Origin of the sequence: Enterococcus innesii (genome assembly GCF_022846515.1) — a bacterium.
Lineage (GTDB): Bacteria > Bacillota > Bacilli > Lactobacillales > Enterococcaceae > Enterococcus_D > Enterococcus_D innesii.
The window spans coordinates 324406-349001 of record NZ_AP025635.1 but is presented as its reverse complement, the minus strand read 5'-3'; the positions used below and the strand labels follow the sequence as shown (position 1 = coordinate 349001).

Sequence of the window (24596 nt, the reverse complement as noted above, 5' to 3'; positions counted from 1 at the left end):
TAAACCTGAAGGTGATTTGAAGATGATGGAAATAATAGAAAATTTACGCTTAAGTGAAAGAATGTATTCCATACGTTTTGCTAACGAAAGATACGATCATTTCTATCGAAATTGCGTGTTTCCGATAAACTTTGGCCTAGATCAAGTAGAAAAATATATCGTTGATTCATTGAATATCCTGAAAGACACGTTGAAAATCGTTGATTCCACTAACGTTTTGATAATGGATGGGTTTAAACATGCCTCTGAAGAGGTAGCTTTCACATTTATTGATGCCCATTGGACAGATGCAGAACAGTACATAGTCGAGTTGAAGGACACAAACAAGGTAGAATATATCACTTTGATTACAAATGTTGAAACAGAGTTGGCGGCAATAAAGCAATTTGTGAAGACTGAATTTCCAAATACTGAATTTACGATCGATTACTATGATGAGGCTTGGGTGGTGAAACCATAAAAGTGAAAGTTCCTTTGTCTATATAGAAGAATAGCTCTGACTTAAAACAAATAAACTGTTGCGTCATTTTGCATCATTGAGGAAATCAATTCTCCCTAGACTGTAAATATCGGTGTTTTGTGGAGAATTGAGGGTTTTCCATTTATGCTATGATTTAAGCGGAGAAGGATTCACAAGACCAAAATCAATAACTATTTTTTGACTGGATGAATGATTGTTGAAGGAATTATTGACGATAATTGACTGAAGAGAACATGCGTAAGGGAATATGATGAACAAAAGATCTCCCTCTCTTTACGATCAGTTTTTTTACCTTTGTCGAGTAGAGACCACCTTTCTAAGCGGAGGGATACCGCAAGAAAGGGAAGGATGTCATTTGTTTGGTAATAGTGAATCGTGTCTTGCCTTAAAACAGTAGGTATTTTTACTCAAGGAGAACTAGAATGATGAAACGGATTAAAGCAAGCTGTCTTTTAATGGTTTCGTGTTTTTCTTTATTGTATACGGAACGAATTTATGCTGCAGAAGCGAGTTTTTCGCTAACGGTGGAAGAACCAATCATTTTTGATTTTCAGGAGATTGATTTTAGCAATGAATTACTGAGTTATGAAGGTAGTCTAAAAGTTGAAAGTTCTGCCAGTGATGTGGCAACGGCTTATCACTTGGAGATCTCTTCAAATGGCAGTGGATTGAGCGCTGCTTTTGAAAATGCGGCAGAAATGGTGGCAACAGAAACGATGGATGACCACCATTTTTATGTTACATTAGATCCTAAAAAATTTCTGACGGCAGATCAAGGTAACTATAAAGTAATTTTTACTATCACGGAAATCTCTTCTGCAGCGACGAATCAAAATTTGCCGTCTTCACTTTTGCCGTCAAGTAACAAGCAAGAAGACCATGCATCCATCGTCGAGAGTGATGAGAGTGTAGGGGAATCAGCTACGACAAGCACCTCTTCCACAGAGACAACCTTTTCCACAGAGAGTCTCTTGCAGAGTAGTGAACGTTCTTCTCTGATGGAAGAAATGGAAACGACTGATACTTCTTTCATGCCGGAATAAACAAATAGTGGCTTGGCTTTTCCTTGTTTGCTAGAGAGAGTGGGTCAAAGTAATAAGAGTTACGACTGTTATCTGAAAAAATTTCATTTTTCATGTCTATTTATTTTCATTAACTGCCACCAGTTTTGATGGAGGCAAATGAAAATTTCGCGAGATAAGATTAAAAAAACCTTTATTCTTTTGGTGAAAAAAATTGCAAAAAGAAGAGAAGTTTGCCAAAAAAAATAGTGTATAGTTTTTTTGTAAGCTCGATTCTTACAAAAAAATATATAAGGAGGAATGAAATCAATGAAAAAGGTTATCTTAGCAACAGCGTTCTTATTTGCTCTCTCTATTGGTGTGTCCGTACCTGTAGCAGCAGAGGAAGTTGCTGTAACTGTTAACGAAGGAACAGCAACATTTACGTTAGAAACACCTGCTGAAACAAAAACGGTTGACTTTGCAGAGATTAGTTTTACGGATGCAAAAGCAGATCCGCTATCAGGTACTTTCTCACTATCGGGAACATTAGCGAATAAATCCTTTGGTGCAAAAAAAGTGGTGATCACAGCACAAGTGCCGGGAGAAACGATTGCACCTGGTCTAACCGTTGCTACAAGTGAAGTATTCAGTGTGGAAGCAGAGCAAGGATACGAAGCAACTCAAACAGGTACTTTTGACTATACGATCGATCCAGCAACATTTGACAGTACCAAAAAAGCAGATTATCTAATCACTTTGACTGCATCAGAAGCTACGGACGTTACACCTTAATTTCATGTCTAGTTCTGACTGCGAGAAGAAATACGGTTTTTTTAAGGTGGTCTTTTTTTGCCTGTTCTTAGGAATGTTCTTTTACACTGAAAGTGTAGCAGCGGAAGAACAGATCAGCTCTTCATTTGATGTTTCGATCCAAGCTGATGATGAGACAAGTCAGGTAAAGGATATTCAATTTACACCTCAATTGAATCAGGAATATCGCTATACGGCAACTGTTACCAATCTTGAAAACTATGCCATTGAAGTCTCGGTTTTTCCAAGTATCGCTGTTTCCACGAGGAATTCGATGACTTATGTAGCGGAAACAGAAAATTTACTGAACCAAGATTATGATTTAAAAAATTATGTAAAAATCCAACCGCAAGATGGGAATTTCGTTGATGATTTTTTGCAATTAGATGCAAAGCAAAGTCGAGATGTTCAAATCATCATTAATGTAAATAAAAGGATTCATGGGGAAGTATTAGGTGGGATCAATTTTTCTCAGGTAATCGGCATACAAGAAAATAAAGATTCTGTAGATATTCAGCAAGTCTATCAGAAAGTAATCGTCGTTCGCCTAAAACTGAATGAACTGGCTAAAGGAACAAAACAGACTATCGGGGATTTTGAATTTACGATTACTGGAGACACAACGACTCTATCTTATTATCTATATAATAATGATCCGCTTGTGACCTATGCTGAGGGTGGCACCTATCGTGTGATCAATCCCAATCAGGAGATTATCGCTGAAGGGAAGATAGAGTCGGAACAGATTGTTCTTTCACCCTATATAAAAACGCTCTTTAATGTCCCATTGTTGGATGGGGCCAAATTGATGTCTGGGGAGTATCAATTTATACGATCAGATGGCAACGACGAAACGACAACGTATTTTCATTATACAAAGGAAGAGGTCGACCAGTTTATTGAGGAGGCTGCTGATTCTAGCAATACAATTACTGTTCAATCAAAAGCCAATCTTTGGTTGGTCATCGCCTTATCACTCGTTTCCGTTTTGCTTATTTTGACGCTTGTAAAATTGCTAAAAAAATAAGAGAAGTTTAGGGGAGATCGTTACCCCTAGACTTTTCTTGTTGCGTAAAATCTTTCTTAATCCTTTGACAGACAGTTGGGCGGCCGCTGATTTTGCTCTCCCACAGGACTGTCTCGAAAAAAGCTGTTTTTATTTTGTACTTGCTTATTTTCTATAGTTTTTTTCACTTTGATCAGGGAAAAGATTCGGTTGTAAATCGTTAAAGGACTTTACAAATCGGATGGCTTCATTGGTCCTTTGAGTAATTGATGATCCTTGCAGTAGTTTTTTATGAACGGCAGGATCATTTCTTTTTGCTTTTTATTATTAAAAAGAAGCAGATTTTAGCATAAAAGGGATATTCTTTTTTATTAATAATTAATGTTATATGTTTTCTTGTTAACTATGAGTTAACCAACATCACAGAAGTAACTATCGTTAAGAAGGAGATTACCATGGATTTATGGAAGTTGTTTCTAACGGAGCGGCAAGAACAAAAATTGAATTTATTAGAGGATATTATTTCAAGGACGGAAGCATCAATCGATGAATTAGCTTGTAAGCATTCACTTACGAACCGCAATGTGAAATCATTAATCATGCAGATAAACGAAGATTACATAGAAAACACAAGCACGACAGACGCACTGATCAGATTCGAAAATCGATTATTTCGGATATCCACGTTGAAAGCATCAGGAACTTATCCTTCGCTGTATTCAAATTTGAAAATAACGTATATTAAGCAAAGTGCCGTTTTCCAAGTCTTGATTTACTTTCTTAGGCATCGAAAAGTGGGGATGATCAAACTATCCACTCATTTTAATTATAGTCAGTCTTATTGTTATAAATTAGTCAATAGGGCAAACGATATCATACGATCTATGGGGATAGAGTGTCAAATCAGTAAGCGAATGAATTATTTGATTGTGGAAGGAAGGGAGAGTCAAATCAGAATGCTTTCATATATCTTGAATAGCCATTCTACGACATTTGCAGAAGACAACAATTACCTTTATAGAAACGAAAAGAGTCCTACTAAGATTCAACGGGACAAACTTTCTAGAATAACTAGAATTTTTTTAGATGCGCACAAGATGGGCCACTATACCGATGTGATCTCAGATCAGGAGATGTCTATTGGTTTGTGCTTGTACGAAGAACTTCATTTAAGCTTTTCCCAAACGTTTTATCCTTTAAATAAAAAAATAAATGATGCTGCTTTTCAATCAGAAAAATTTCTTTACTATCTCTTTGCTGTATATTTCTTTCCAGAATTCTTAACTCCTGAGATTTGTGAGCGTTTAGGGGAAGGGTTAATGAGACTAACAAAAAATCCTATCGTGGATAGAGCGGTTGAAGCATTAGAAAAAATGGAAGAGAGTTATAGCATTCCTGATAATCTTCATCGCACGTTTGTCTTCCAGCTGGTCTATCGCTTTTTAATCACAGATAAACTAAGCTTAAGCTCTTTCTTTTATCTTGAAGACAAAAAATTACTGATGAATGATAAATTTTTAACCATAAAAGAGATGTTAAAATCTGTTTACAAAGAAAGTATATCAGAGCGAGACTTAGATATATTTAGTACCCAGTTAACTGAGCTGCTCTATTCTTATGTTGGACATGTCATGGCAAAACCCTTGCATGTAATGATCCATATTACGTACCATGCCAACTATGCCGTGTTAGTGAAAAATTATATAACAGGTGTATACAAACCAGAGACAGTTACCATGGTAGGAAATTTTGCAGATGCAGATCTTGTTATTTCTGATCGGTTCGTTGAGTCGAAAGAAAATCAGTATTTTTTCTTTCTTGAAGATATCCATAATATTGAGACATGGAAAAGATTAGGGGAGTTTATCAATAGCAAGATTATTGAAGGACGAATTCGATCAGATACGATAGAAAAAATCAGCTAGTATTAGCGGAAAGAGTACAGTTTTGATTAAAAGGCTAAGTAAATTCTTGGTTACATTCAAACAAAAAAGATATCTATAAAAGAAGGCTGCGACAGTCATCTTTTATAGATATTTTTTTAAGACGTAATTAGGCTAAACTAATGGGATGAGGATAAGGATTTTTTGATGGAGATTTCAACCACTTCAGGCATTTGGATCACAGAGATGGTTGAAGGATCGTACGAGCCATCAGGTAATTTTTTTAGAAAGTAATTTTTGATTTCTTCTACTTCTGTCGGGCGAATATTTCGTTTTTTATTGATCAGCAGAATTTCATTGTGGTTCGGCGCTGAGGTAAAGATCACGGTCGTATCTCCGGCTGTGTAAACCTTTACAAGTTCTGCGTCGGTATTTTCAAGTTGATTCAATACTAGTCGAGAATGGCTGTTCGTAACATTGATTAATTTCACCAGACTCACCTCACATTCTATGTATTTATTAATAACATTATAGGGCGTTTTTTTTCAAAAGAAAAGCCAGACAACTCGGAATTACCCAATTTTTTGGTAAAACATGGTTGTCTGGCAAAGGAAACGGTTCACGACACTTTTTTAAAGCTTGTTACTCGTTAGTTTCCGAAGATTCTTCTTCAGTCGTGTCGGCTTCTGAAGAAGGTGCAGGGGATTCAGCGGAAGTTACAATGATCTTATCTGAATCTTCCAATTGGGCTTTTAACTGACGCACTTGCGGATGCTCCAAATAGAATTCTGCAATCCCATCTTCGATTTGATCTTGGATCGTTCTACGCAGCGGGCGAGCACCCATCGTTGCACTGTAACCAAGATCCACCAATTTTTCTTGCACGTCTTGTGGAACATCGATATGCAGTTTTTGATGACTAAGGGTTTGATTGACATCATGCAGCATAAGTGACACGATCGATAACAAGTTTTCCTTGCTTAGTGCCTTGAATTCGATGATCCCGTCAAAGCGGTTGAGAAATTCTGGCGTAAAGTAATTGTTCAATTGATTTAACACGGAACGAGTGATGCCTTCGCGTGCGGCACCAAAGCCAACGTTGGCTTCAACTTTGCCGGTTCCGGCATTACTTGTCATGATGATCAGAGTATCTTTAAAGCTGACCGTACGTCCTTGGGCATCCGTCAAACGACCATCATCGAGAATTTGCAAGAACATATGCAATACATCAGGATGGGCTTTTTCCACTTCATCCAATAGAATCAAGCTGTAAGGATTCCGACGAACTTTTTCAGTCAATTGACCTGCTTCTTCATAGCCAACATAACCAGGAGGAGAGCCGATCAATTTTGATACACTGTGTTTTTCCATGTATTCTGACATGTCGAAACGAATCATTGCTTCTTCGGAGCCAAACATTTCATAAGCTAATTGTTTGGCTAATTCCGTTTTCCCGACACCAGTTGGACCGACGAAAAGGAAAGAGCCGATCGGACGATTTTGTTTGCCTAAACCGACCCGATTTCTGCGGATCGCTTTGGCTACTTTGTCGATCGCTTCATCTTGTCCGATAACTTTTGCTTTCAAGTCATCCGCGAGATTTTTTAATTGGGTTTGTTCTTTTTCTTTCAATTCGCCAACTGGAATATTCGTCCGTTCTTCAACGATTTGTTCCATGTCTTTTTCAGTAATGACTGGCGTTTCTTCTTCGCTGATTTGACGTTCTTTCATTTTTTGCAGTTTGTTGATTTGATCGCGATAGTAAGCAGCTTTTTCAAAATCTTCTTCTCGAGAGGCTGCTTGCTTTTGTTCTTCTGCTTCTTGTAATTTCTTTTCGATCGTTTTTGGATCAACGATTTGAATCGTCAAGTTTTTCTTCGAACCTGTTTCATCTAGTAGATCGATCGCTTTATCAGGCAAGAATCGGTCTTGGATGTATCGGTTAGAAAGGGTAGCGGCAGCTGCGATCGCTTCATCGGTATATTTCACATGATGGTAATCTTCATAACGTGGTTGCAAACCTTTTAAGATGCGGATCGTTTCTTCAACAGAAGGTTCATCCACACGCACTGGTTGCAAACGGCGTTCTAAAGCAGCATCTTTTTCGATAATGCGGTATTCATTTAACGTCGTTGCTCCGACCATTTGTAGTTCTCCACGGGCAAGCGCTGGTTTTAAAATGTTTCCAGCATCCATATTTCCGTCGCCAGCTGCACCAGCGCCAACGATTTCATGGACTTCATCAATAAACAAAATCACGTTTTCTGCTTGCTTGATTTCTTCAATCAATTTTTGGATGCGTTCTTCAAATTGGCCACGAATACCTGTACCTTGCACAAGAGAGGCAACGTCTAGGCGAATGACTTCTTTGTCCATCAGTTTTTGTGGCACATCGCCATCAACGATTTTTTGGGCTAACCCTTCAACGACGGCAGTTTTCCCAACTCCGGGTTCACCAATAAGAACAGGGTTATTTTTGGTTCGGCGATTAAGGATCTCGATCACTCGTTTGATCTCTGAATCACGACCAACGACTGGATCGACTTCGCCATCACGAGCCATTTGGGTAATATTGATGCCGTATTCTCCTAACAAACCTGCAGGTGCTTGGTTATTGCGTGGAGGCTGACCGCCGACAAAACCGTTACCGCCGGTTTGTGTCGGTGGAGTTTGTTCATAAGGGGTATTTCCTTGCTGCATTTGACGAGACATTTGACGGAATAGATCATCAAGATTGCCAAATCCAAAAGGATCTTGCGCCATTGCAGCTGCAGCATTCCCAGATTGAGCTTTTAATTTTTGGTAACAACTTTGACAATAATCGAGTTGTTTTCTTTGACCATTGACATTGGCATATAAATGAATTGAAGCTTCATTTTTGCCGCAATTTTGACAAAGCATAGATTCACGACCTTTCATATTTGTTCCAACAACCCTATTTTACGGCGCTTTTGATCGCTTGTAAAAGAAAAGGGGCTGTGGGCAAAGAAACGGTCACCTTCGAGGCAATGTATTATTGACCTTTACTGACCATAATTCTATTATACTAACTTTTTGTCAGACTGCAAGAATTTTACTCTGAAAAGTTCTCGCTGCTTTTTCATCTACAAAAGCGTCTTTTAAATAGAAATCAATTCAATTATAATAGAAAGAAAGAGGTGAGAATGGACGATGGAGAACAGAGATTTTGCTGTAGAAGTAGTGCGTTTACGCAATGGAGAGATCAAAGAATTGATTGTTCAACAGCCGGAATTTCTGGCATTTAGAGATGTCTGGCTCCAGCTGGAAGATCGGTCTTCTTTTGTCGGAGAAGCGGGGTTAAACGGGAAGATCATCTACCGTTATGTACAAGAAAATAAATAGGACATTTATTTCAATCGTTTATTTAAGAGAAAACGGTTGTCTATCGATGAAAAAAATGGTAATCTTAACAGTTGAAAGGGCGATTTTTTTCGGGTGTCATTGCATGCATGGAAATTTTGCCTTCACACAAAAAAACGTATCATAAAGGAGATTGATCAATATGGAAAAGAAAGATTTTCACGTAGTTGCTGAGACAGGGATTCACGCACGTCCAGCTACATTATTGGTTCAAACAGCAAGCAAATTTAACTCTGATATCAACTTAGAGTACAAAGGTAAATCAGTAAACCTTAAATCAATCATGGGCGTAATGTCATTAGGTGTTGGCCAAGGTTCTGATGTTACTATCACTGCTGAAGGTGCTGACGAAGCAGATGCAATCGCTGCAATCGTAGAAACAATGAAAAAAGAAGGTTTGTCTGAATAATGGTTGAGATGCTAAAAGGAATTGCTGCTAGTGATGGTGTAGCCGTTGCGAAAGCCTACCTGTTAGTACAACCTGATTTATCTTTTTCAAAAGTATCAGTTGAAGATACTGCAGCAGAGGAAGCACGCTTAGATGATGCGCTAGCGAAGTCAACAGCGGAATTACAACAAATCCGTGACAAAGCAGCACAAACTTTAGGTGAAGCAGAAGCACAAGTATTTGATGCTCATTTAATGGTTCTTTCAGATCCTGAGATGATCGGTCAAATCAAACAAAACGTGACAGATAACAAAGTCAATGCAGAAGCTGCGTTGAAAGAAGTTACTGACATGTATATTGGTATGTTTGAAGCAATGGATGACAATGCTTACATGCAAGAACGGGCAGCTGACATCAAAGATGTTGCGAAACGTATCTTGGCGCATTTGTTAAATGTGACTTTGCCTAATCCTTCAATGATCAACGAAGAAGTAGTCGTTGTTGCGCATGACTTGACACCAAGTGATACTGCACAATTAGACCGCAACTTTGTAAAAGCTTTTGTAACAGATATCGGTGGACGTACTTCTCATTCCGCAATCATGGCACGTTCTCTTGAAATCCCAGCAATCGTTGGAACGATGGAGATCACTGCAAAAGTGAAAGCGGGCGACATCTTAGCTGTTAACGGCATTATCGGTGACGTTATCGTCAACCCGACAGATGACCAAGCAGCTGAATTTGTTGAAGCTGGGAAAGCCTACGCAGAACAAAAAGCAGAATGGGAAAAATTGAAAGATGCTGAAACAGTTACGGCTGATGGCAAGCACTTTGAATTGGCTGCAAACATTGGAACGCCAAAAGATTTAGAAGGTGTCCACAACAATGGTGCAGAAGCAGTCGGTTTATACCGGACTGAATTCTTGTACATGGATTCTCCTGATTTCCCAACAGAAGAAGACCAATACAAAGCATACAAAGCAGTTTTAGAAGGAATGGCTGGCAAACCAGTGGTTGTCCGTACAATGGATATCGGTGGCGATAAAGAACTTCCTTACCTAAAATTGCCTCACGAAATGAATCCTTTCTTAGGCTATCGTGCATTGCGTATCAGCTTATCTGAACTTGGGGACGACATGTTCCGTACCCAACTTCGTGCGTTGTTACGTGCTTCTGCTCACGGCAACTTGCGTATCATGTTCCCAATGGTGGCAACATTGAAAGAGTTCCGTACAGCGAAGAAAATGTATGAAGAAGAGCGTCAAAAATTGATTGACGAAGGCGTTGAGATTTCTAACGAGATCCAAGTCGGAATCATGATCGAAATTCCAGCAGCAGCTGTCTTAGCAGACAAGTTCGCCAAGGAAGTTGACTTCTTCAGTATTGGTACCAATGACTTGATCCAATACACAATGGCTGCAGACCGCATGAATGAGCGCGTGTCTTACTTGTACCAACCATACAACCCATCAATTTTACGTTTGATCAAAAACGTGATCGACTCAGCGCATGCTGAAGGAAAATGGGCTGGTATGTGTGGAGAAATGGCCGGCGATCAAACTGCTGTGCCACTTCTTGTAGGTATGGGCTTAGATGAGTTCTCAATGAGTGCAACATCTGTTCTGAAAACACGTAGCTTAATGAAACGCTTGTCAACGACTGACATGCAAGAATTAGCAAAACGTGCTTTAGAAGATTGCGATACAATGGAAGAAGTTGTAGAGTTAATCGAACAGTATGTAAACTAATCATTTCTAGGTAACAAGCAATTTTTGCTTGTTGCCTTTTTTGTTTTAAGAAGACATTTTGTTTGATTAGACTTGCAACAACTTACTACTTTTTTCAGAAAACGAACAGTTTTGTCATATCTTGGAATTAAGCTATGATTCCCTGAGTTTTTCCCGTATCATGGTTAAATGGGGAACAAAATCTAGGACCATGGTAGGAGTATCTCTGCGATCGCCTATGGTATACTAATATCAGATATAAGCATTTCCAAGGAGGAATCATCTTTGAAAGTACTTCTTTATTTTGAAGGAGAAAAATTATTAGCTAAATCAGGTATCGGTCGCGCATTGGCTCATCAGCAACGAGCGCTGACATCTGTCGGGATTCCTTTTACTCTTGATAAAAATGATGAGGATTATGACATTCTTCACATCAACACGTATGGAATCAATAGTATGCATATGGTCAACAAAGCCAAAAGACAAGGGAAAAAAGTGATTTACCATGCCCATTCTACAGAAGAGGATTTTCGGAATTCATTTATCGGCTCGAACCAACTTTCGCCATTATATAAAAAATATTTGATCAATCTTTATTCTAGAGCCGATCAGTTGATCACCCCGACTCCTTATTCGAAAGAACTTTTGGAAGGGTATGGTATCCAAGTACCGATCGAGGCAATCTCAAACGGCATCGATCTTGACAAATATCAGCCGGATCAAGAGAAAGAAAAAGCCTTTCGCGAGTATTTCAATCTCTTACCAGATCAAAAAGTGATTATATCGGTCGGTTTGTTTTTTGAACGAAAAGGCATTCTTGATTTTGTAGAGATAGCCAGACAATTGCCTGAGTATACGTTTATCTGGTTTGGTCATACACCAATGATGACGATTCCTAAGCAGATCCGCGACCTTGTCAATGAAGACCATCCAGAAAACGTGCTATTTCCCGGCTATATCAAAGGAGACATCATCGAAGGGGCATATTCAGCGGCTGATCTGTTCTTCTTTCCATCCTATGAAGAAACAGAAGGAATCGTGGTCCTTGAGGCGTTAGCCAGCCACCAAAATGTGCTTGTTCGGGATATTCCTGTTTATAAAGGTTGGCTAAGCAATGGGCACAATGCTTACATGGAAAAAAACAATCAAGGATTTATTGAGAAAATCAAAGGAATCGTGGAAGGCACATTGCCACAGTTGAGTGAATCCGGCTATGAAACGGCCAAGCAAAAAAGTATTGATGAAATCGGATATGAACTAAAAGAAGTTTATACAAAAGTGATGAATACGGAATGAAGAAACTAATGGAAAGTTTGGAGGGACCGTTTTGAAAATCGGATTTTTTACAGACACCTACTTCCCCCAGGTAAGTGGTGTGGCGACATCGATCAAGACATTGAAAGAAGAGCTTGAGAAAAAAGGCCATAAAGTCTATATCTTTACTACGACCGATCCAAATGCTGATCTGGATGAAGAAGATATCATTCGCATGCCAAGTGTCCCGTTTGTGTCCTTCAAAGACCGGCGAATCGTAGTGCGCGGCATGTTGTATGCCTATTTGATCGCCAAAGAATTAGAGTTGGAATTGATCCATACCCATACCGAGTTTGGCTCTGGGATGTTGGGGAAAATGGTGGGGCGCAAATTGCAGATTCCTGTGATCCATACCTACCATACGATGTATGAAGACTACTTGCACTACATCGCCAACGGAAAGGTCTTGCGGCCATCTCACGTGAAATATCTTTCACGGCTCTTTGCCAACCACTCGACAGGTGTTGTTTGTCCTAGTGAACGAGTCATCGATACACTGAGAGGGTATGGCGTGGTTTCACCGATGCGGATCATCCCCACAGGGATCGAAGTTGAGAAGTTTCGTCGACCGGACATTACAACTGACATGAAAAAAGAATTGCGGGAGAAATTGGGCATCACTGAGAATCAGCCCATGCTGCTTTCCCTCAGTCGTATTTCTTATGAAAAGAATATCCAAGCAATCATCGACGGCATGCCAGAAATTTTAACGAAGATTCCTGATGCGCAATTAGTGATCGTTGGGAAAGGTCCGCATAAAGAAAAATTAGAAGAAAAAGTGGTGGATATGGCTTTATCTGACCATGTTCAATTTGTCGGTGAAGTGGCGAATGATAAGGTAGCGATCTATTACCATGCGGCAGATTACTTCGTCAGTGCCTCCACCTCAGAAACACAAGGTTTGACTTACACGGAAGCAATGGCTGCTGGAACACCGTTAGTCGTTGAAGGCAATGACTACTTAAATACTTTGATTGACGATCCGTCTTTAGGTGTCACCTATGAGAGTGATCGGGATTTCGCAAAAGCATTTATTGATTATTATGAACGAAAGATTCCTGCTGATCCCGAAGTTCTTGCTAGGAAGATGTATGAGATTTCGGCACTACGTTTTGGTGAGTCGATGCTATCTTTCTACCATGACATGGTCGCTTATTATGAAACAGAACGCATCGAAAAAGAAACCGAGCAAACATTAGAAAAATTCAAAGTTAAATTGAAAGCATTTCGCCGAACGGTCGATTAAACAGAAAATTTTCGCAAGTTCATGTTTTTAGCGTATACTAAAGACATGAACTTTTTTATTTTGGAGGGATCTGCATGAAATTAGGATTTATCGGTACTGGTGTCATGGGTCAAGCGATGGTTGGTCATCTCTTAGCTGCAGGACATACAGTGAATGTTTACAATCGGACGAAAGCAAAAACAGATGAACTCGTTGCGAATGGAGCAATTTGGTGTGACACCCCAACAGAAGTTGCATCAGAAAGTGAAATCATCTTTACAATGGTTGGTTATCCATCTGACGTTGAAGAGGTTTACTATGGGCCTCAAGGGATTTTTCAAACGACTGTGACGGGCAAAACATTGGTGGATTTTACCACCAGCACCCCTGATTTGGCAGAACGAATCTACCAGACAGCGAAGGAAAAAGGAGCAGCGAGTATTGATGCGCCAGTTTCTGGTGGTGATCTTGGTGCGAGAAACGCCACGCTAACGATTATGGTTGGTGGCGATGAAGAAGCTTACCAACAAGTAAAACCACTTTTTGAAGTTTTAGGAAAGACGTTTCAACTTCAAGGAGGGGCAGGGAAGGGTCAGCATACGAAAATGGCCAATCAGATCATGATTGCCGGGACGATGACGGGGATGACAGAAATGCTGGTCTATGCGAACCAAGCCGGTCTTGATTTACCACGAGTGATTGAAACCCTTTCTGGTGGTGGGGCAGCCAATTGGTCCATGACGAATTATAGTCCTCGTATCCTAAAAGAGGATTATTCACCAGGCTTTTTTGTCAAACATTTCATCAAAGATTTGGGAATCGCTTTGGATGAGGCCAAGAAGATGGGATTGGATTTGCCGAGCACCACTTTAGCTAAAAAATTGTATGATCAGTTGGCTGAAAAAGGCTTCGAAAATGACGGAACGCAGGCGCTGATTAAACTTTGGTGGCAAGATGGAAAAAAATCTTAAAATGACAAAAAAAATACGAAAAATCAATGCAAGATAGAGGATGTTTTGATACAATATAACGGACAGAAAAAGGAGGCTTACGAATGAAAAGTTCGCAATTAGTCGCTATCATCAAACGTTTAGAAGCGATGGTCGAAGCGCAAGACAATGAAGTTCAAGTACGTCGTTTTGAAAAAGAAGGCGTCGAAAAATGTACCGTTACTTATGACAATTCGACAGAAACGTTTGAATTAACGGAAGCAGAATCAAGTCAATCTTATCAATTTGATAACGTTGATATTGTAGCCATGGAAATCTATGATTTGATCCAATAAGAATGAGTGAGACGTTCGTCGTCGCTTTCTCATTTCTATACAGCAAGCCTACTGGGGCTTGCTGTTTTTTATTTATCTGCTGCTTTTTCTTGGCGATACAGGTGATTGAGGATGATCCCTAATGGATCGAGATCTTTCGGGGCTAAAGGAAGCGCAGCGCTTGCTGGCGGAAGTGGCTGGAATGTTTCTTCAGGAGAAAGAATGATTGTTTGGATCAACTTGCCAAAGCTAACTTGATAGTATTTGATTTGAGTCGTCTGTGATCCTGGCTCCTCTAAGTCAAGGGGTATAGAAAAAATCACTTCTGGTTCTTGAATAAACTGATTGACCCTCACGATTTCTTGGTAAAAGCTTTGCGCCGAATGGATTTCTCCCTGTAGCAAACTTGCTTGTTCAAATAATAAATGATCAATAAGATAGGTTAAGCGTTCATCCAAAAGTGAGAAGCACTCGGTTTTTTGTCCAGCAAAAAAACAGCCGATTTCTCGCCACTTCTCTTCCAAGGGATACGCATCCATTTGAGGGAGTTGCTTACGTAAGGTCAATAGTGTCAGTTCGTTGACAGTCGGCAATTGAAAGGTTTCTGACAATAATTGAAACAACATCGGCAATTTTTTTGTTTGCCGAAAGGGGCCATAACTGCCAATTTGTGGTGTTTGAGTGATCGTGAAGGTATGATTCGTCAAGTCAACAAAGCAGTAGTTGGCTGAATGGTTCATTTGTTGGTTGTAGATAGGATGAAAAGCTTGGATCAAACGACATTCAAGTAAAAGTGCATCCAATTCTGTATCTGTTTCGATCGTTTCAAAATCAACAACATTATAAACAAGGCGAAGCACCTTATTGGCATGCTGCTGGTTTTTTCGGAAGTAGGAAACGACACGCTGTTTCAATGATTTGGCTTTTCCTACATACAAGACTTCGTTGTGCTGATCTTTCATTAGATAAACACCAGGCTTTTCAGGCAGGGTATTTGCTTTGTTTTTTAAAAACTCTTTGTTCGGATTCATCGATCGTTCCTCTCCTTCCTTCAAAGAGTAGCAGATGAAGTGTAAGAGAGCAACGTTTGCTGGCCATTGACAAGAAAAAATTAGAAATAGAGTGGAGGCAACGCAATGATAAACTTTGACATTCAAAGGAAATTTCTCTATAACGGAAACGGATTATTTTGTCAACTCGCAGCTTTTAAAATCTTAGAAAATCAATTCTTAAATAAAAATGCGCTTAAAAATCAAAAAAGTTCGAAAAAATTCTTGCATTTCTCAATAACTTCCGATATAGTTTGACTATCAAATGATTTGATTATCAAAGTATTCGGATGGTGAAGGTTATGGAACCCAATTTAGAAACAGTTAATGACTACTTAGTCAGCGTCTTTAATGACATCTTAGTGATTGAAGAATCTGAATTGAAAAAATCTCAATTCAAAGACCTTTCAATTACCGAAATGCATACCATCGAAGCCATCGGGATGTACAAAAAAAAGACCACGACTGAAGTTGCCAAAGAGCTTTCGATCACTGTTGGGACTTTGACCATCGCGATCAATCGTTTGGTGAAAAAAGAATATGTAGAACGGATTCGCAGTGAAGATGATCGGCGAGTCGTCAAACTAGGTTTGACGAAGAAAGGAAAACTCCTTTATCGTGTTCATCAGCATTTTCATCGTGAGATGGTGAAGGGTGTCTTGAGTCAGATGTCTCCTGAAGAGGAACAGGCACTGTTGAAAGCACTGAAAAATCTGCATGACTTTTTACAAGATTATAAGTGAGAATAATGGATGAATATGTTTGGAAAAATTACCGCGACTGCAAGTTATGTTCCAGAAAAAATCGTAACAAATGATGATCTATCAAATTTGATGGATACTTCAGATGAATGGATTCATTCTCGTACGGGAATCAAACGTAGAAGAGTCGCTGTTGGCGAAAACACTTCTGACCTTTGTATTCGCGTCGCTCAAACGCTCTTGCAAGATGCTCAGCTTTCAGCAGAAAGTCTAGATTTTATCTTGGTAGCGACGATCACACCGGATTTCAATACACCGGCGGTTGCTTGCCAAGTCCAAGGAGCGATTGGGGCAGTCAATGCCTTTGCTTTTGATATCAGTGCAGCATGTGCTGGTTTCGTTTATGCATTGTCTATGGCTGAAAAACTGATTCGAACGGGCTCTAAAAAAGGATTGGTCATCGGTGGAGAAGTACTTTCAAAAGTCTTGGATTGGAACGACCGTTCGACGGCTGTTTTATTCGGAGATGGTGCCGGTGGTCTATTGCTGGAAGCATCTTCAGAGCAGCATTTGCTCAAAGAGTCTTTAAAAGCAGATGGGAAGCGAGGCATGTCCTTGACATCTGGTTTTCGCACGAATGAGAATCCTTATTCACAAAACGCTCCGGCGTATAGTGCTTGTATGCAAATGATTGGACGAGAAATCTTTGATTTTGCGACGCGTGATGTGGTCGCCTCGATCAATGATCTGACACAAGATGAAGCAATCGATTATTTTTTGCTTCACCAAGCAAATTCTCGTATTTTAGACAAAGTTGCTCGCAAGCTGAAGCAGCCCCGTGAGAAATTTTTGCAAAATATGCAAGATTATGGCAATACTTCGGCAGCCTCGATTCCGTTATTGCTAGATGAAGAAATCAAACGAGGTACACTGTCCCTTGGCAGTGGTCAAAAAGTGGTGTTCTCAGGTTTTGGCGGCGGATTGACATGGGGAACTATGTTAGCCACCTTATAACTTGTTCACGAAACAAAATTACTATTGAAAAACACATTGGAGGAATATACACATGGTATTCGAAAAAATTCAAGAAATCGTAGCAGAAGAATTAGGAAAAGAAAAAGAAGAAATCAAATTGAACACGAACATCCAAGAAGATTTAGAAGCAGATAGCTTGGATCTTTTCCAAATCATTAACGAGATCGAAGATGAATTCGATGTGAAGATCGAAACAGAAGATGGTATCACAACCGTTGAAGATCTAGTTAAATATGTAGAAAAACAACAAGCATAAAACAAAGGCTAGGCAGACAGCCTAGCCTTTCCTTTTTAAGAACGTGTTTTTGCTGATTCATAGACGAACTGCAAGAATCCATGTTCTCCAACGATAACCATCAAAGTAATGAAGGAGTGCAAAATGAAGACAGCCTTTTTATTTAGCGGTCAAGGTGCACAGTACCCCAAAATGGGGGAAGAGCTCTATCACCAAGAAGCGATCGTTCGTGAGACGTTTGAACAGGCCAGCACGATTCTAGGATATGATATGGCCGAGTTATGCTTTACTGAAAACGAACGTTTAAACCAGACGGAATATACACAGCCTGCCATTTTAACAGTAAGCACGGCTTTTTGGCGACTTTTGGATGCGCAAGAAATCAAAGCAGATGCTGTTGCTGGCTTGAGTTTAGGTGAATATACAGCCTTAGTCGCTAGTGGTGCGCTTGATTTCCAGACCGCAGTCGCATTGGTGCAAAAGCGCGGTCGGTATATGGCAAGTGCGGCGCCAGCAGGTGTTGGGAAAATGGTCGCTGTGATGAACACACCCGCTGAAACGATTGAAGAAATCTGTAAAGAAGCAAGTCAAGCCGGGATTGTGACACCAGCCAATTACAATACGCCGCAGCAGATCGTCATTGGCGGTGAAGCGCCGGCAGTGGATAAAGCGGTGGAATTGTTACAAGCTGCTGGAACCAAACGGGTGATTCCTTTAAATGTCAGTGGTCCTTTCCATACTGCTTTGTTGGAACCCGCATCGCAGCAATTAGCACAGGAATTAGCTCAAATCACCTTTGATGAGTTGCAAGTACCTGTCATCAGCAATACGACCGCACAGCCAATGCAGCAAGACCAAATCAAGGAACTGTTGACGCTGCAAGTGAAATCGCCAGTGCGTTTTTACGAAAGCATTGCGACACTGAAGCAACTTGGCATCCAACAAGTCATCGAGATCGGACCAGGAAAAGTATTGAGCGGTTTTATGAAGAAAATAGACAAAGAAATCCAGACTGCGCGTGTAGAAGATAGCCAAACGTTGGCAGATACACTAGCCCGATTCAACTAGGAGGAATTTATGGATCTGCAAAATAAAAACGTCTTTGTAACTGGTAGTTCGCGAGGGATCGGTTTTACTATCGCGGAAGCCTTTGCCAAAGAAGGAGCGAATATCGTTTTAAATGGACGAAAAGAAATTCCCCAATCACTGATCGATCGCATCACCAGCTACGGCGTGAAATGTGTAGCGATCAATGGGGACATTTCTGATTTTGATCAAGCGGCTGCCATGCTCTCGGAAGCAGAAGCGGCAGTCGGACCGATCCACATTTTAGTCAATAATGCCGGGATCACGAATGACAAATTATTGTTGAGAATGAAACCGGAAGATTTTGATTCAGTGATCAAAATCAATTTGACTGGTACCTTTAATATGACGCAACACGCGTTGAAAAAAATGATGAAGTTGCGAGAAGGCCGCATCATAAATTTGACGAGTGTGGTCGGCTTGACGGGAAATATCGGGCAAGCCAACTATGCGGCAAGTAAAGCTGGCGTGATCGGTTTTACGAAATCTGCTGCTCGTGAAGGTGCCGCTCGGGGGATTACCTGCAATGCGATCGCCCCAGGATTTATCGAAACAGAGATGACTGAAGTGCTGTCGGATAAAGTTAAAGAACAATCATTGGCAAATATTCCATTACAGCATTTTGGTTCCACACAGGATGTTGCGCAAACAGCAGTCTTTTTAGCAAAAAGCCCCTACATCACTGGTCAGGTGATCAGTGTAGACGGCGGGATGGCAATGCAAGGGTAGGAGGAAGAATAGATGAATCGAGTAGTAATTACAGGATACGGCGTCACTTCTCCAATCGGAAATGACCCAGAAACATTTTTAGCAAGTTTACAAAACGGGACCAACGGCATCGGCCCGATTACAAAATTTGACGCAGAAGCAACAGGGATCTCAGTTGCTGCTGAAGTCAAAGATTTTCCATTAGAAAAGTACTTCGTTAAAAAAGATACGAAGCGGATGGATCTTTTTTCCATTTATGGAATTTATGCGGCCTTAGAAGCGATGGAAATGGCGAAGTTAGATACAGAAACCATTGATGTGGATCGTTTTGGCGTGATGGTTGGTTCAGGGATCGGCGGCTTGCCAACGATTCAAGACCAAGTGATTCGGATGCATGACAAAGGAGCAAATCGAGTATCACCAATGTTCGTACCGATGTCGATCGTAAATATGGTTGCCGGCAACATTGCGTTACGGGTAGGTGCGAAAGGCATTTGTACGACGACTGTTTCCGCCTGTGCTTCTGGTACCCATTCAATCGGTGAAGCTTTTCGGAACATCAAGCATGGCTATGCAGATGTCATGATCGCTGGTGGTTCAGAAGCGACGATCTGTGAAATCGGTATTGCTGGTTTTGCTTCGCTGACGGCGTTAACCACTGAATCAGACCCGGACAAAGCTTCCGTTCCGTTTGATAAAAATCGTAGTGGGTTTGTCATGGGTGAAGGCGCTGGCGTCTTCATTTTAGAATCATTGGCGCATGCGCAAAAACGTGGGGCAACGATTTTAGGTGAAGTCGTAGGGTACGGTGCGAACTGTGATGCCTACCATATGACTGCACCAAACCCTGATGGATCAGGTGCTGGAAAAGCAATGAAATTGGCGATGCAAGAAGCGGCGATCACCCCAGCTGAAGTTGGCTACATCAATGCCCACGGTACAAGCACACCTGCCAATGACAGTGCAGAAGCGACATCGATCCAATACGGATTAGGGGAAGACTATAAAAAACCATATGTCAGCAGTACAAAGTCAATGACTGGTCATTTGCTTGGGGCGGCTGGTGGAATCGAAGCCATTGCTTCACTATTAGCATTACAACATCAATTTATTCCACCAACCATCAACGTGACAGAACAAGATCCTGAGATCGACTTGAACGTTGTTATCAATCAAAGCCAACCAGCAGATTTGACCTATGCCATGAGTAATTCACTTGGGTTTGGCGGTCATAATGCAGTGATCTTGCTGAAACGTTGGGAGGAAGCGTAATTGGAAACACATGAGGTAAAAGAGCTGCTCAGCCAATTCGATCAATCAACGTTAACTGAGCTTCAATTAAAAAAAGAGACCTTTGAACTTTATTTTAATAAAAATACGACAAGTGGGCTACAAAGTGCATCCTCTGCACCTGCGCCTGCTCCTGCAGCGAATGCTGCGCCAACTCCTGTTGCACCAACGCCTGCTGTCTCAGCAACACCTGACACAGTAGAAGTGGCAAAACCTGTCTTAGAGGGCAAAGAAGTTGTCTCTCCATTAGTGGGTGTCGTTTATTTGAAACCAAGTCCTGACAAAGACAACTTCAAACAAATCGGCGATCATGTGAAAAAAGGCGATATTCTTTGTATCGTTGAAGCGATGAAAGTCATGAATGAAATCGTCAGCGACGTCGATGGCGAATTAGTTGAAGTCTTGGTTGAAAGCGAACAAATCGTTGAATACAATCAACCATTATTCCGTGTGAAAGAAGGGTAAAGCAATGAGCGCATTAACGATTCAAGAAATCAAAGAAATCATCCCTCATCGTTATCCGATGCTTTTAGTGGATCGGGTAGAGGAGTTAGAAGAAGGCAAACGGGTCGTTGCGAAGAAAAACGTTACTATCAATGAGCCATTTTTCCAAGGTCATTTTCCCCATGAACCAGTGATGCCCGGAGTATTGATCGTGGAAGCAATGGCGCAAGCAGGTGCTGTGGCATTGCTATCATTGGAAGATTTTCGTGGGAAAACTGCCTACTTTGGCGGTTTAGACAAAGCGAAATTCAGAAAAAAAGTAACACCGGGCGATACCTTGATCTTAGAAGTAGAAATAATCAAAGTGAAATCTGCAGCCGGCATCGGCAAAGGAATTGCCTATGTTGATGGGAAAAAAGTGGCGGAAGCAGAATTGACTTTCATGATTGGATAGGTGAGACATGTTTTCTAAAGTATTGATCGCAAACCGTGGCGAAATCGCCGTACGTATCATTCGCGCTTGTCGCGAATTAGGTATTCAAACGGTCGCCGTTTATTCAGAAGCAGATAGAGAAGCGTTGCACACAGAGCTTGCCGATGAAGCGATTTGTATCGGACCTGCCAAAGCAGCCGACTCTTATTTGAATGTACAGCAGATCCTAAGCGCTGCGATCGTCACAAAGGCTGAGGCGATCCATCCCGGATTTGGCTTTCTTTCAGAGAATAGCCGCTTTGCTGCGATGTGCGAGGAATGCAATATCGTCTTTATTGGGCCAAAGAGTGAGACTATCGATGCAATGGGAAACAAGATCAATGCAAGACGCTTGATGATCGAAGCAGAAGTACCGGTCATTCCCGGAAGCAAAGGCGCGATTTCTGATGTGGAAGAAGCTTTAACGATCGCTGAAGAGATTGGTTACCCGGTCATGCTCAAAGCAGCAGCCGGCGGTGGCGGTAAAGGGATACGGAAAGTCGCAGATAAAGAAGCGTTGCCGCATCATTTTGCTTCCGCACAGCAAGAGGCGAAAGCGGCATTTGGCAACGATGAAATGTACATTGAAAAAATCATTTATCCTGCTCGACACATAGAAGTGCAAGTGTTAGGTGATTCTTTTGGTAATATTATCCACCTTGGTGAACGCGATTGCTCGCTACAACGCAACAACCAAAAAGTGTTGGAAGAATCCCCTTCTGTGGTGATTTCTGAAAGCAAGCGAGCAGAACTAGGAGAAGCAGCGGTACGTGCCGCACAAGCGGTAGGGTATCGTAATGCTGGCACGATCGAGTTTTTAATGGCGGACACTGGGGAGTTTTATTTCATGGAAATGAACACTCGAATCCAAGTGGAACACCCCATCACCGAAATGGTGACAAACATTGATTTAGTCAAAAAACAACTTGAAGTCGCTAGTGGCGAACCGCTAGGCTTGACGCAAGCTGACATCAAGATGACGGGCGCGGCGATCGAATGTCGGATCAATGCAGAAAATCCAGCCTTCAATTTTGCACCCTCTCCTGGTAAGATCAACAATTTGTTTTTACCAAGTGGCGGTCTAGGCGTTCGTGTAGACAGTGCCATGTATTCCGGCTACACGATCCCACCTTATTATGATTCGATGATCGCTAAAGTGATTGTTCACGGTGAGAATCGTTTTGAAGCATTGATGAAAATGCAGCGGGCGTTAGCCGAATTAGTGACCGATGGTGTCATTACGAATGCAGAATTCCAAATGGACTTGATCAGTCACCCGAAAGTGATTGCGGGAGACTATACTACCGCCTTTTTACAAGAGGAATTTTTGCCGAATTGGACACCTGAACAATAGGAGGGAAGTTGAGTGGCTTTATTTAAGAAAAAAAACTACATTCGCATCAATCCTAATCGAGGTCAGCTGCCAACGAACGAACCAGTCGTCCCAGATAATCTTTGGGCGAAATGTCCTAGTTGCAAACGAACGCTTTATACGAAGGAGATGGGGGCGGAAAAAGTCTGTCCTCACTGCGGGTATAATTTCCGAATCAGTGCCTGGGAACGGATCGCTATCACGATTGATGAGAAAAGCTTTGAAGAATGGGATACAGATGTAACCACAAAAGATCCCCTTGATTTCCCAGGGTACCTGGATAAAGTCGCACAAATGCAAGAAAAAACTGGGTTGCATGAGGCTGTCCTGACAGGAGAGGCCAAAGTGCAAGGATTGTCGTTAGCAATCGGTGTCATGGATGCGAATTTCATCATGGGCAGTATGGGAACGGTCGTAGGGGAGAAAATCACCCGTTTGTTTGAACGAGCGATCGAAAAACAGCTACCAGTCGTTCTTTTTACCGCTTCAGGTGGTGCACGGATGCAAGAAGGAATTTTGTCACTGATGCAAATGGCAAAAATCTCTGCGGCGGTAAAACGCCACAGTAAAGCTGGCTTGTTTTATCTAACGGTTTTAACGGACCCGACCACCGGTGGCGTCACCGCTAGCTTTGCGATGGAAGGGGATGTCATTCTAGCAGAACCGCAAGCCTTGATTGGTTTTGCTGGACGACGAGTGATTGAACAAACCATTCGTCAGGAATTACCTGAAGATTTTCAAAAAGCAGAGTTCTTGCTAGATCATGGCTTTGTCGATCAAATCGTTCCACGGACGAACTTGCGGGAGAAAATCCACCATTTGATTTCTTTGCATACGCGGAAAGGATGGGATCGCAATGACTAGAGCAGCCCACGAAATCGTTGAACTCGCTCGCAGCAAAGACCGTTTGACGGCACTGGATTACTTTGAAGGCATTTTTTCTGAGTTTGAAGAGTTTCATGGAGACCGTCTGTTTGGCGAAGATGAAGCTGTCGTTGGTGGGATCGCTTGTTTAGATGGCAAGCCAGTGACCGTGATCGGTATTCAAAAAGGTCGTAATCTGCCTGAAAACTTACGCAGAAACTTTGGCTCGCCACATCCTGAAGGCTATCGAAAAGCGTTACGCTTAATGAAGCAAGCCGAAAAATTTCAGCGACCTGTGGTCACATTGATCAATACAGCAGGGGCATTTTGCGGTATTGGCGCGGAAGAGCGCGGAGAAGGCGAAGCGATTGCCCGTAACTTGATGGAAATGTCCGATTTAACTGTGCCGATCTTGGCAATCATCATTGGTGAAGGCGGCAGCGGCGGTGCCTTAGCACTGGCATTAGGCGATGAGGTTTGGATGATGGAACATTCGATCTATGCCATTTTATCTCCCGAAGGCTTTGCTTCGATCCTATGGAAAGATGGCAGCCTTGCCAAAGAAGCTGCTGGCTTGATGAAGATCACTGCCCAAGAACTATATGAATTAGGCGTTATTGAAAAAGTGATTGCTGAAACCAATGAAGAGGCCTTTTTACCGAAAGAGCAATTGATGGAACAGATGAAAGCGGCAATCTCAACGAAACTTGCTGAACTTTCTACCTTACAAACAGAAGAATTGCTTGAGGCAAGGTATCAGCGTTTTCGCCGATTTTAAAAACTAGGATATCCACTCTAATTAGAGGAAGGATATCCTAGTATTTTTTTATTGAAAGTGTTATTGAATAAATCGTGCA

The 24596-nt window shown here is 41.4% G+C and carries 26 protein-coding genes; 23 read left to right on the top strand and 3 right to left on the bottom strand.

Annotation, left to right across the window (positions count from 1 at the left end):
• The first annotated feature begins 22 nt into the window (after positions 1-22).
• From ENLAB_RS01695 to ENLAB_RS01675, 5 genes are all read left to right on the top strand, one after another.
• A complete protein-coding gene (locus tag ENLAB_RS01695) occupies positions 23-460 on the top strand; it encodes a hypothetical protein (protein ID WP_244352331.1) in 438 nt (145 codons plus the stop codon).
• A 446-nt stretch (positions 461-906) separates the two neighbouring features.
• The gene (locus tag ENLAB_RS01690) at positions 907-1524 is read left to right on the top strand and encodes a hypothetical protein (RefSeq protein WP_244352329.1); all 618 of its coding nucleotides are present in this window, start codon (positions 907-909) and stop codon (positions 1522-1524) included.
• A gap of 288 nt (positions 1525-1812) precedes the next feature.
• Positions 1813-2277 carry a hypothetical protein gene (locus ENLAB_RS01685; protein WP_244352327.1) on the top strand — a complete coding sequence of 155 codons (465 nt, stop codon included), beginning with the start codon at positions 1813-1815 and terminating at the stop codon, positions 2275-2277.
• A gap of 46 nt (positions 2278-2323) precedes the next feature.
• Complete coding sequence (locus tag ENLAB_RS01680; protein WP_244352325.1) at positions 2324-3322, top strand: DUF916 domain-containing protein; 999 nt, start codon at positions 2324-2326, stop codon at positions 3320-3322.
• A 434-nt stretch (positions 3323-3756) separates the two neighbouring features.
• Positions 3757-5226 carry a helix-turn-helix domain-containing protein gene (locus tag ENLAB_RS01675; protein WP_244352323.1) on the top strand — a complete coding sequence of 490 codons (1470 nt, stop codon included), beginning with the start codon at positions 3757-3759 and terminating at the stop codon, positions 5224-5226.
• A 137-nt stretch (positions 5227-5363) separates the two neighbouring features.
• Here the strand turns inward: ENLAB_RS01675 and ENLAB_RS01670 are convergent, their stop codons facing one another.
• Positions 5364-5675: a DUF1827 family protein gene (locus ENLAB_RS01670; protein ID WP_077454383.1), complete on the bottom strand. Its 312-nt coding sequence runs from the start codon at positions 5673-5675 to the stop codon at positions 5364-5366.
• Between the two features lie 151 nt (positions 5676-5826).
• Positions 5827-8085, bottom strand: a complete 2259-nt coding sequence (locus ENLAB_RS01665) for an ATP-dependent Clp protease ATP-binding subunit (protein ID WP_223079890.1) — start codon at positions 8083-8085, stop codon at positions 5827-5829.
• 270 nt (positions 8086-8355) lie between these two features.
• On the opposite strand from ENLAB_RS01665, the gene ykzS reads away from it, so the two are divergent.
• The 7 genes from ykzS (at position 8356) to ENLAB_RS01630 (ending at position 14504) form a co-directional block, all read left to right on the top strand.
• Positions 8356-8547 carry a protein YkzS gene (ykzS, locus tag ENLAB_RS01660; RefSeq protein ID WP_077454381.1) on the top strand — a complete coding sequence of 64 codons (192 nt, stop codon included), beginning with the start codon at positions 8356-8358 and terminating at the stop codon, positions 8545-8547.
• A gap of 160 nt (positions 8548-8707) precedes the next feature.
• Positions 8708-8974 carry a phosphocarrier protein HPr gene (locus tag ENLAB_RS01655; RefSeq protein WP_003126335.1) on the top strand — a complete coding sequence of 89 codons (267 nt, stop codon included), beginning with the start codon at positions 8708-8710 and terminating at the stop codon, positions 8972-8974.
• Positions 8974-10701 (top strand): phosphoenolpyruvate--protein phosphotransferase, encoded by a 1728-nt coding sequence (gene ptsP, locus ENLAB_RS01650; RefSeq protein ID WP_140964866.1) that lies wholly within the window; start codon positions 8974-8976, stop codon positions 10699-10701. Before ENLAB_RS01655 ends, ptsP begins: the two co-directional genes overlap by 1 nt.
• A 264-nt stretch (positions 10702-10965) precedes the next feature.
• On the top strand, positions 10966-11976 hold the full coding sequence (locus ENLAB_RS01645; RefSeq protein ID WP_244352321.1) for an LTA glycolipid anchor biosynthesis glycosyltransferase, IagA/BgsA family: 1011 nt from the start codon (positions 10966-10968) through the stop codon (positions 11974-11976).
• A gap of 31 nt (positions 11977-12007) precedes the next feature.
• On the top strand, positions 12008-13240 hold the full coding sequence (locus ENLAB_RS01640; RefSeq protein WP_077454379.1) for a glycosyltransferase family 4 protein: 1233 nt from the start codon (positions 12008-12010) through the stop codon (positions 13238-13240).
• 74 nt (positions 13241-13314) lie between these two features.
• Positions 13315-14190 carry an NAD(P)-dependent oxidoreductase gene (locus tag ENLAB_RS01635; RefSeq protein WP_244352319.1) on the top strand — a complete coding sequence of 292 codons (876 nt, stop codon included), beginning with the start codon at positions 13315-13317 and terminating at the stop codon, positions 14188-14190.
• 83 nt (positions 14191-14273) lie between these two features.
• Entirely contained in the window at positions 14274-14504 is a 231-nt protein-coding gene (locus tag ENLAB_RS01630; RefSeq protein WP_005225886.1) for a YkuJ family protein, read from the top strand.
• 68 nt (positions 14505-14572) lie between these two features.
• Here the strand turns inward: ENLAB_RS01630 and ENLAB_RS01625 are convergent, their stop codons facing one another.
• A complete protein-coding gene (locus ENLAB_RS01625; protein ID WP_244352317.1) occupies positions 14573-15514 on the bottom strand; it encodes a GIY-YIG nuclease family protein in 942 nt (313 codons plus the stop codon).
• 320 nt (positions 15515-15834) lie between these two features.
• Between ENLAB_RS01625 and fabT the strand changes: the two genes are divergently transcribed.
• The 11 genes from fabT (at position 15835) to ENLAB_RS01570 (ending at position 24517) form a co-directional block, all read left to right on the top strand.
• The gene (fabT, locus tag ENLAB_RS01620; protein WP_008378199.1) at positions 15835-16275 is read left to right on the top strand and encodes a fatty acid biosynthesis transcriptional regulator FabT; all 441 of its coding nucleotides are present in this window, start codon (positions 15835-15837) and stop codon (positions 16273-16275) included.
• A 9-nt stretch (positions 16276-16284) separates the two neighbouring features.
• Positions 16285-17247, top strand: a complete 963-nt coding sequence (locus ENLAB_RS01615; protein ID WP_244352315.1) for a beta-ketoacyl-ACP synthase III — start codon at positions 16285-16287, stop codon at positions 17245-17247.
• Positions 17248-17299: 52 nt separating this feature from the next.
• Complete coding sequence (locus ENLAB_RS01610) at positions 17300-17524, top strand: acyl carrier protein (protein ID WP_005225890.1); 225 nt, start codon at positions 17300-17302, stop codon at positions 17522-17524.
• Between the two features lie 123 nt (positions 17525-17647).
• A complete protein-coding gene (gene fabD / locus ENLAB_RS01605; RefSeq protein WP_244352313.1) occupies positions 17648-18571 on the top strand; it encodes an ACP S-malonyltransferase in 924 nt (307 codons plus the stop codon).
• A 9-nt stretch (positions 18572-18580) separates the two neighbouring features.
• Positions 18581-19318 (top strand): 3-oxoacyl-[acyl-carrier-protein] reductase, encoded by a 738-nt coding sequence (gene fabG / locus ENLAB_RS01600; protein ID WP_244352311.1) that lies wholly within the window; start codon positions 18581-18583, stop codon positions 19316-19318.
• Positions 19319-19330: 12 nt separating this feature from the next.
• Entirely contained in the window at positions 19331-20569 is a 1239-nt protein-coding gene (fabF, locus tag ENLAB_RS01595; protein WP_244352309.1) for a beta-ketoacyl-ACP synthase II, read from the top strand.
• Positions 20570-21052: an acetyl-CoA carboxylase biotin carboxyl carrier protein gene (gene accB / locus ENLAB_RS01590; protein WP_244352306.1), complete on the top strand. Its 483-nt coding sequence runs from the start codon at positions 20570-20572 to the stop codon at positions 21050-21052.
• 4 nt (positions 21053-21056) lie between these two features.
• Entirely contained in the window at positions 21057-21485 is a 429-nt protein-coding gene (gene fabZ / locus ENLAB_RS01585) for a 3-hydroxyacyl-ACP dehydratase FabZ (protein WP_005225895.1), read from the top strand.
• A gap of 7 nt (positions 21486-21492) precedes the next feature.
• The gene (locus tag ENLAB_RS01580; RefSeq protein ID WP_077454373.1) at positions 21493-22857 is read left to right on the top strand and encodes an acetyl-CoA carboxylase biotin carboxylase subunit; all 1365 of its coding nucleotides are present in this window, start codon (positions 21493-21495) and stop codon (positions 22855-22857) included.
• A gap of 12 nt (positions 22858-22869) precedes the next feature.
• The gene (gene accD / locus ENLAB_RS01575) at positions 22870-23739 is read left to right on the top strand and encodes an acetyl-CoA carboxylase, carboxyltransferase subunit beta (protein WP_244352304.1); all 870 of its coding nucleotides are present in this window, start codon (positions 22870-22872) and stop codon (positions 23737-23739) included.
• Positions 23732-24517 (top strand): acetyl-CoA carboxylase carboxyl transferase subunit alpha, encoded by a 786-nt coding sequence (locus ENLAB_RS01570; RefSeq protein WP_244352303.1) that lies wholly within the window; start codon positions 23732-23734, stop codon positions 24515-24517. Before accD ends, ENLAB_RS01570 begins: the two co-directional genes overlap by 8 nt.
• The last annotated feature ends 79 nt before the right edge of the window (positions 24518-24596 follow it).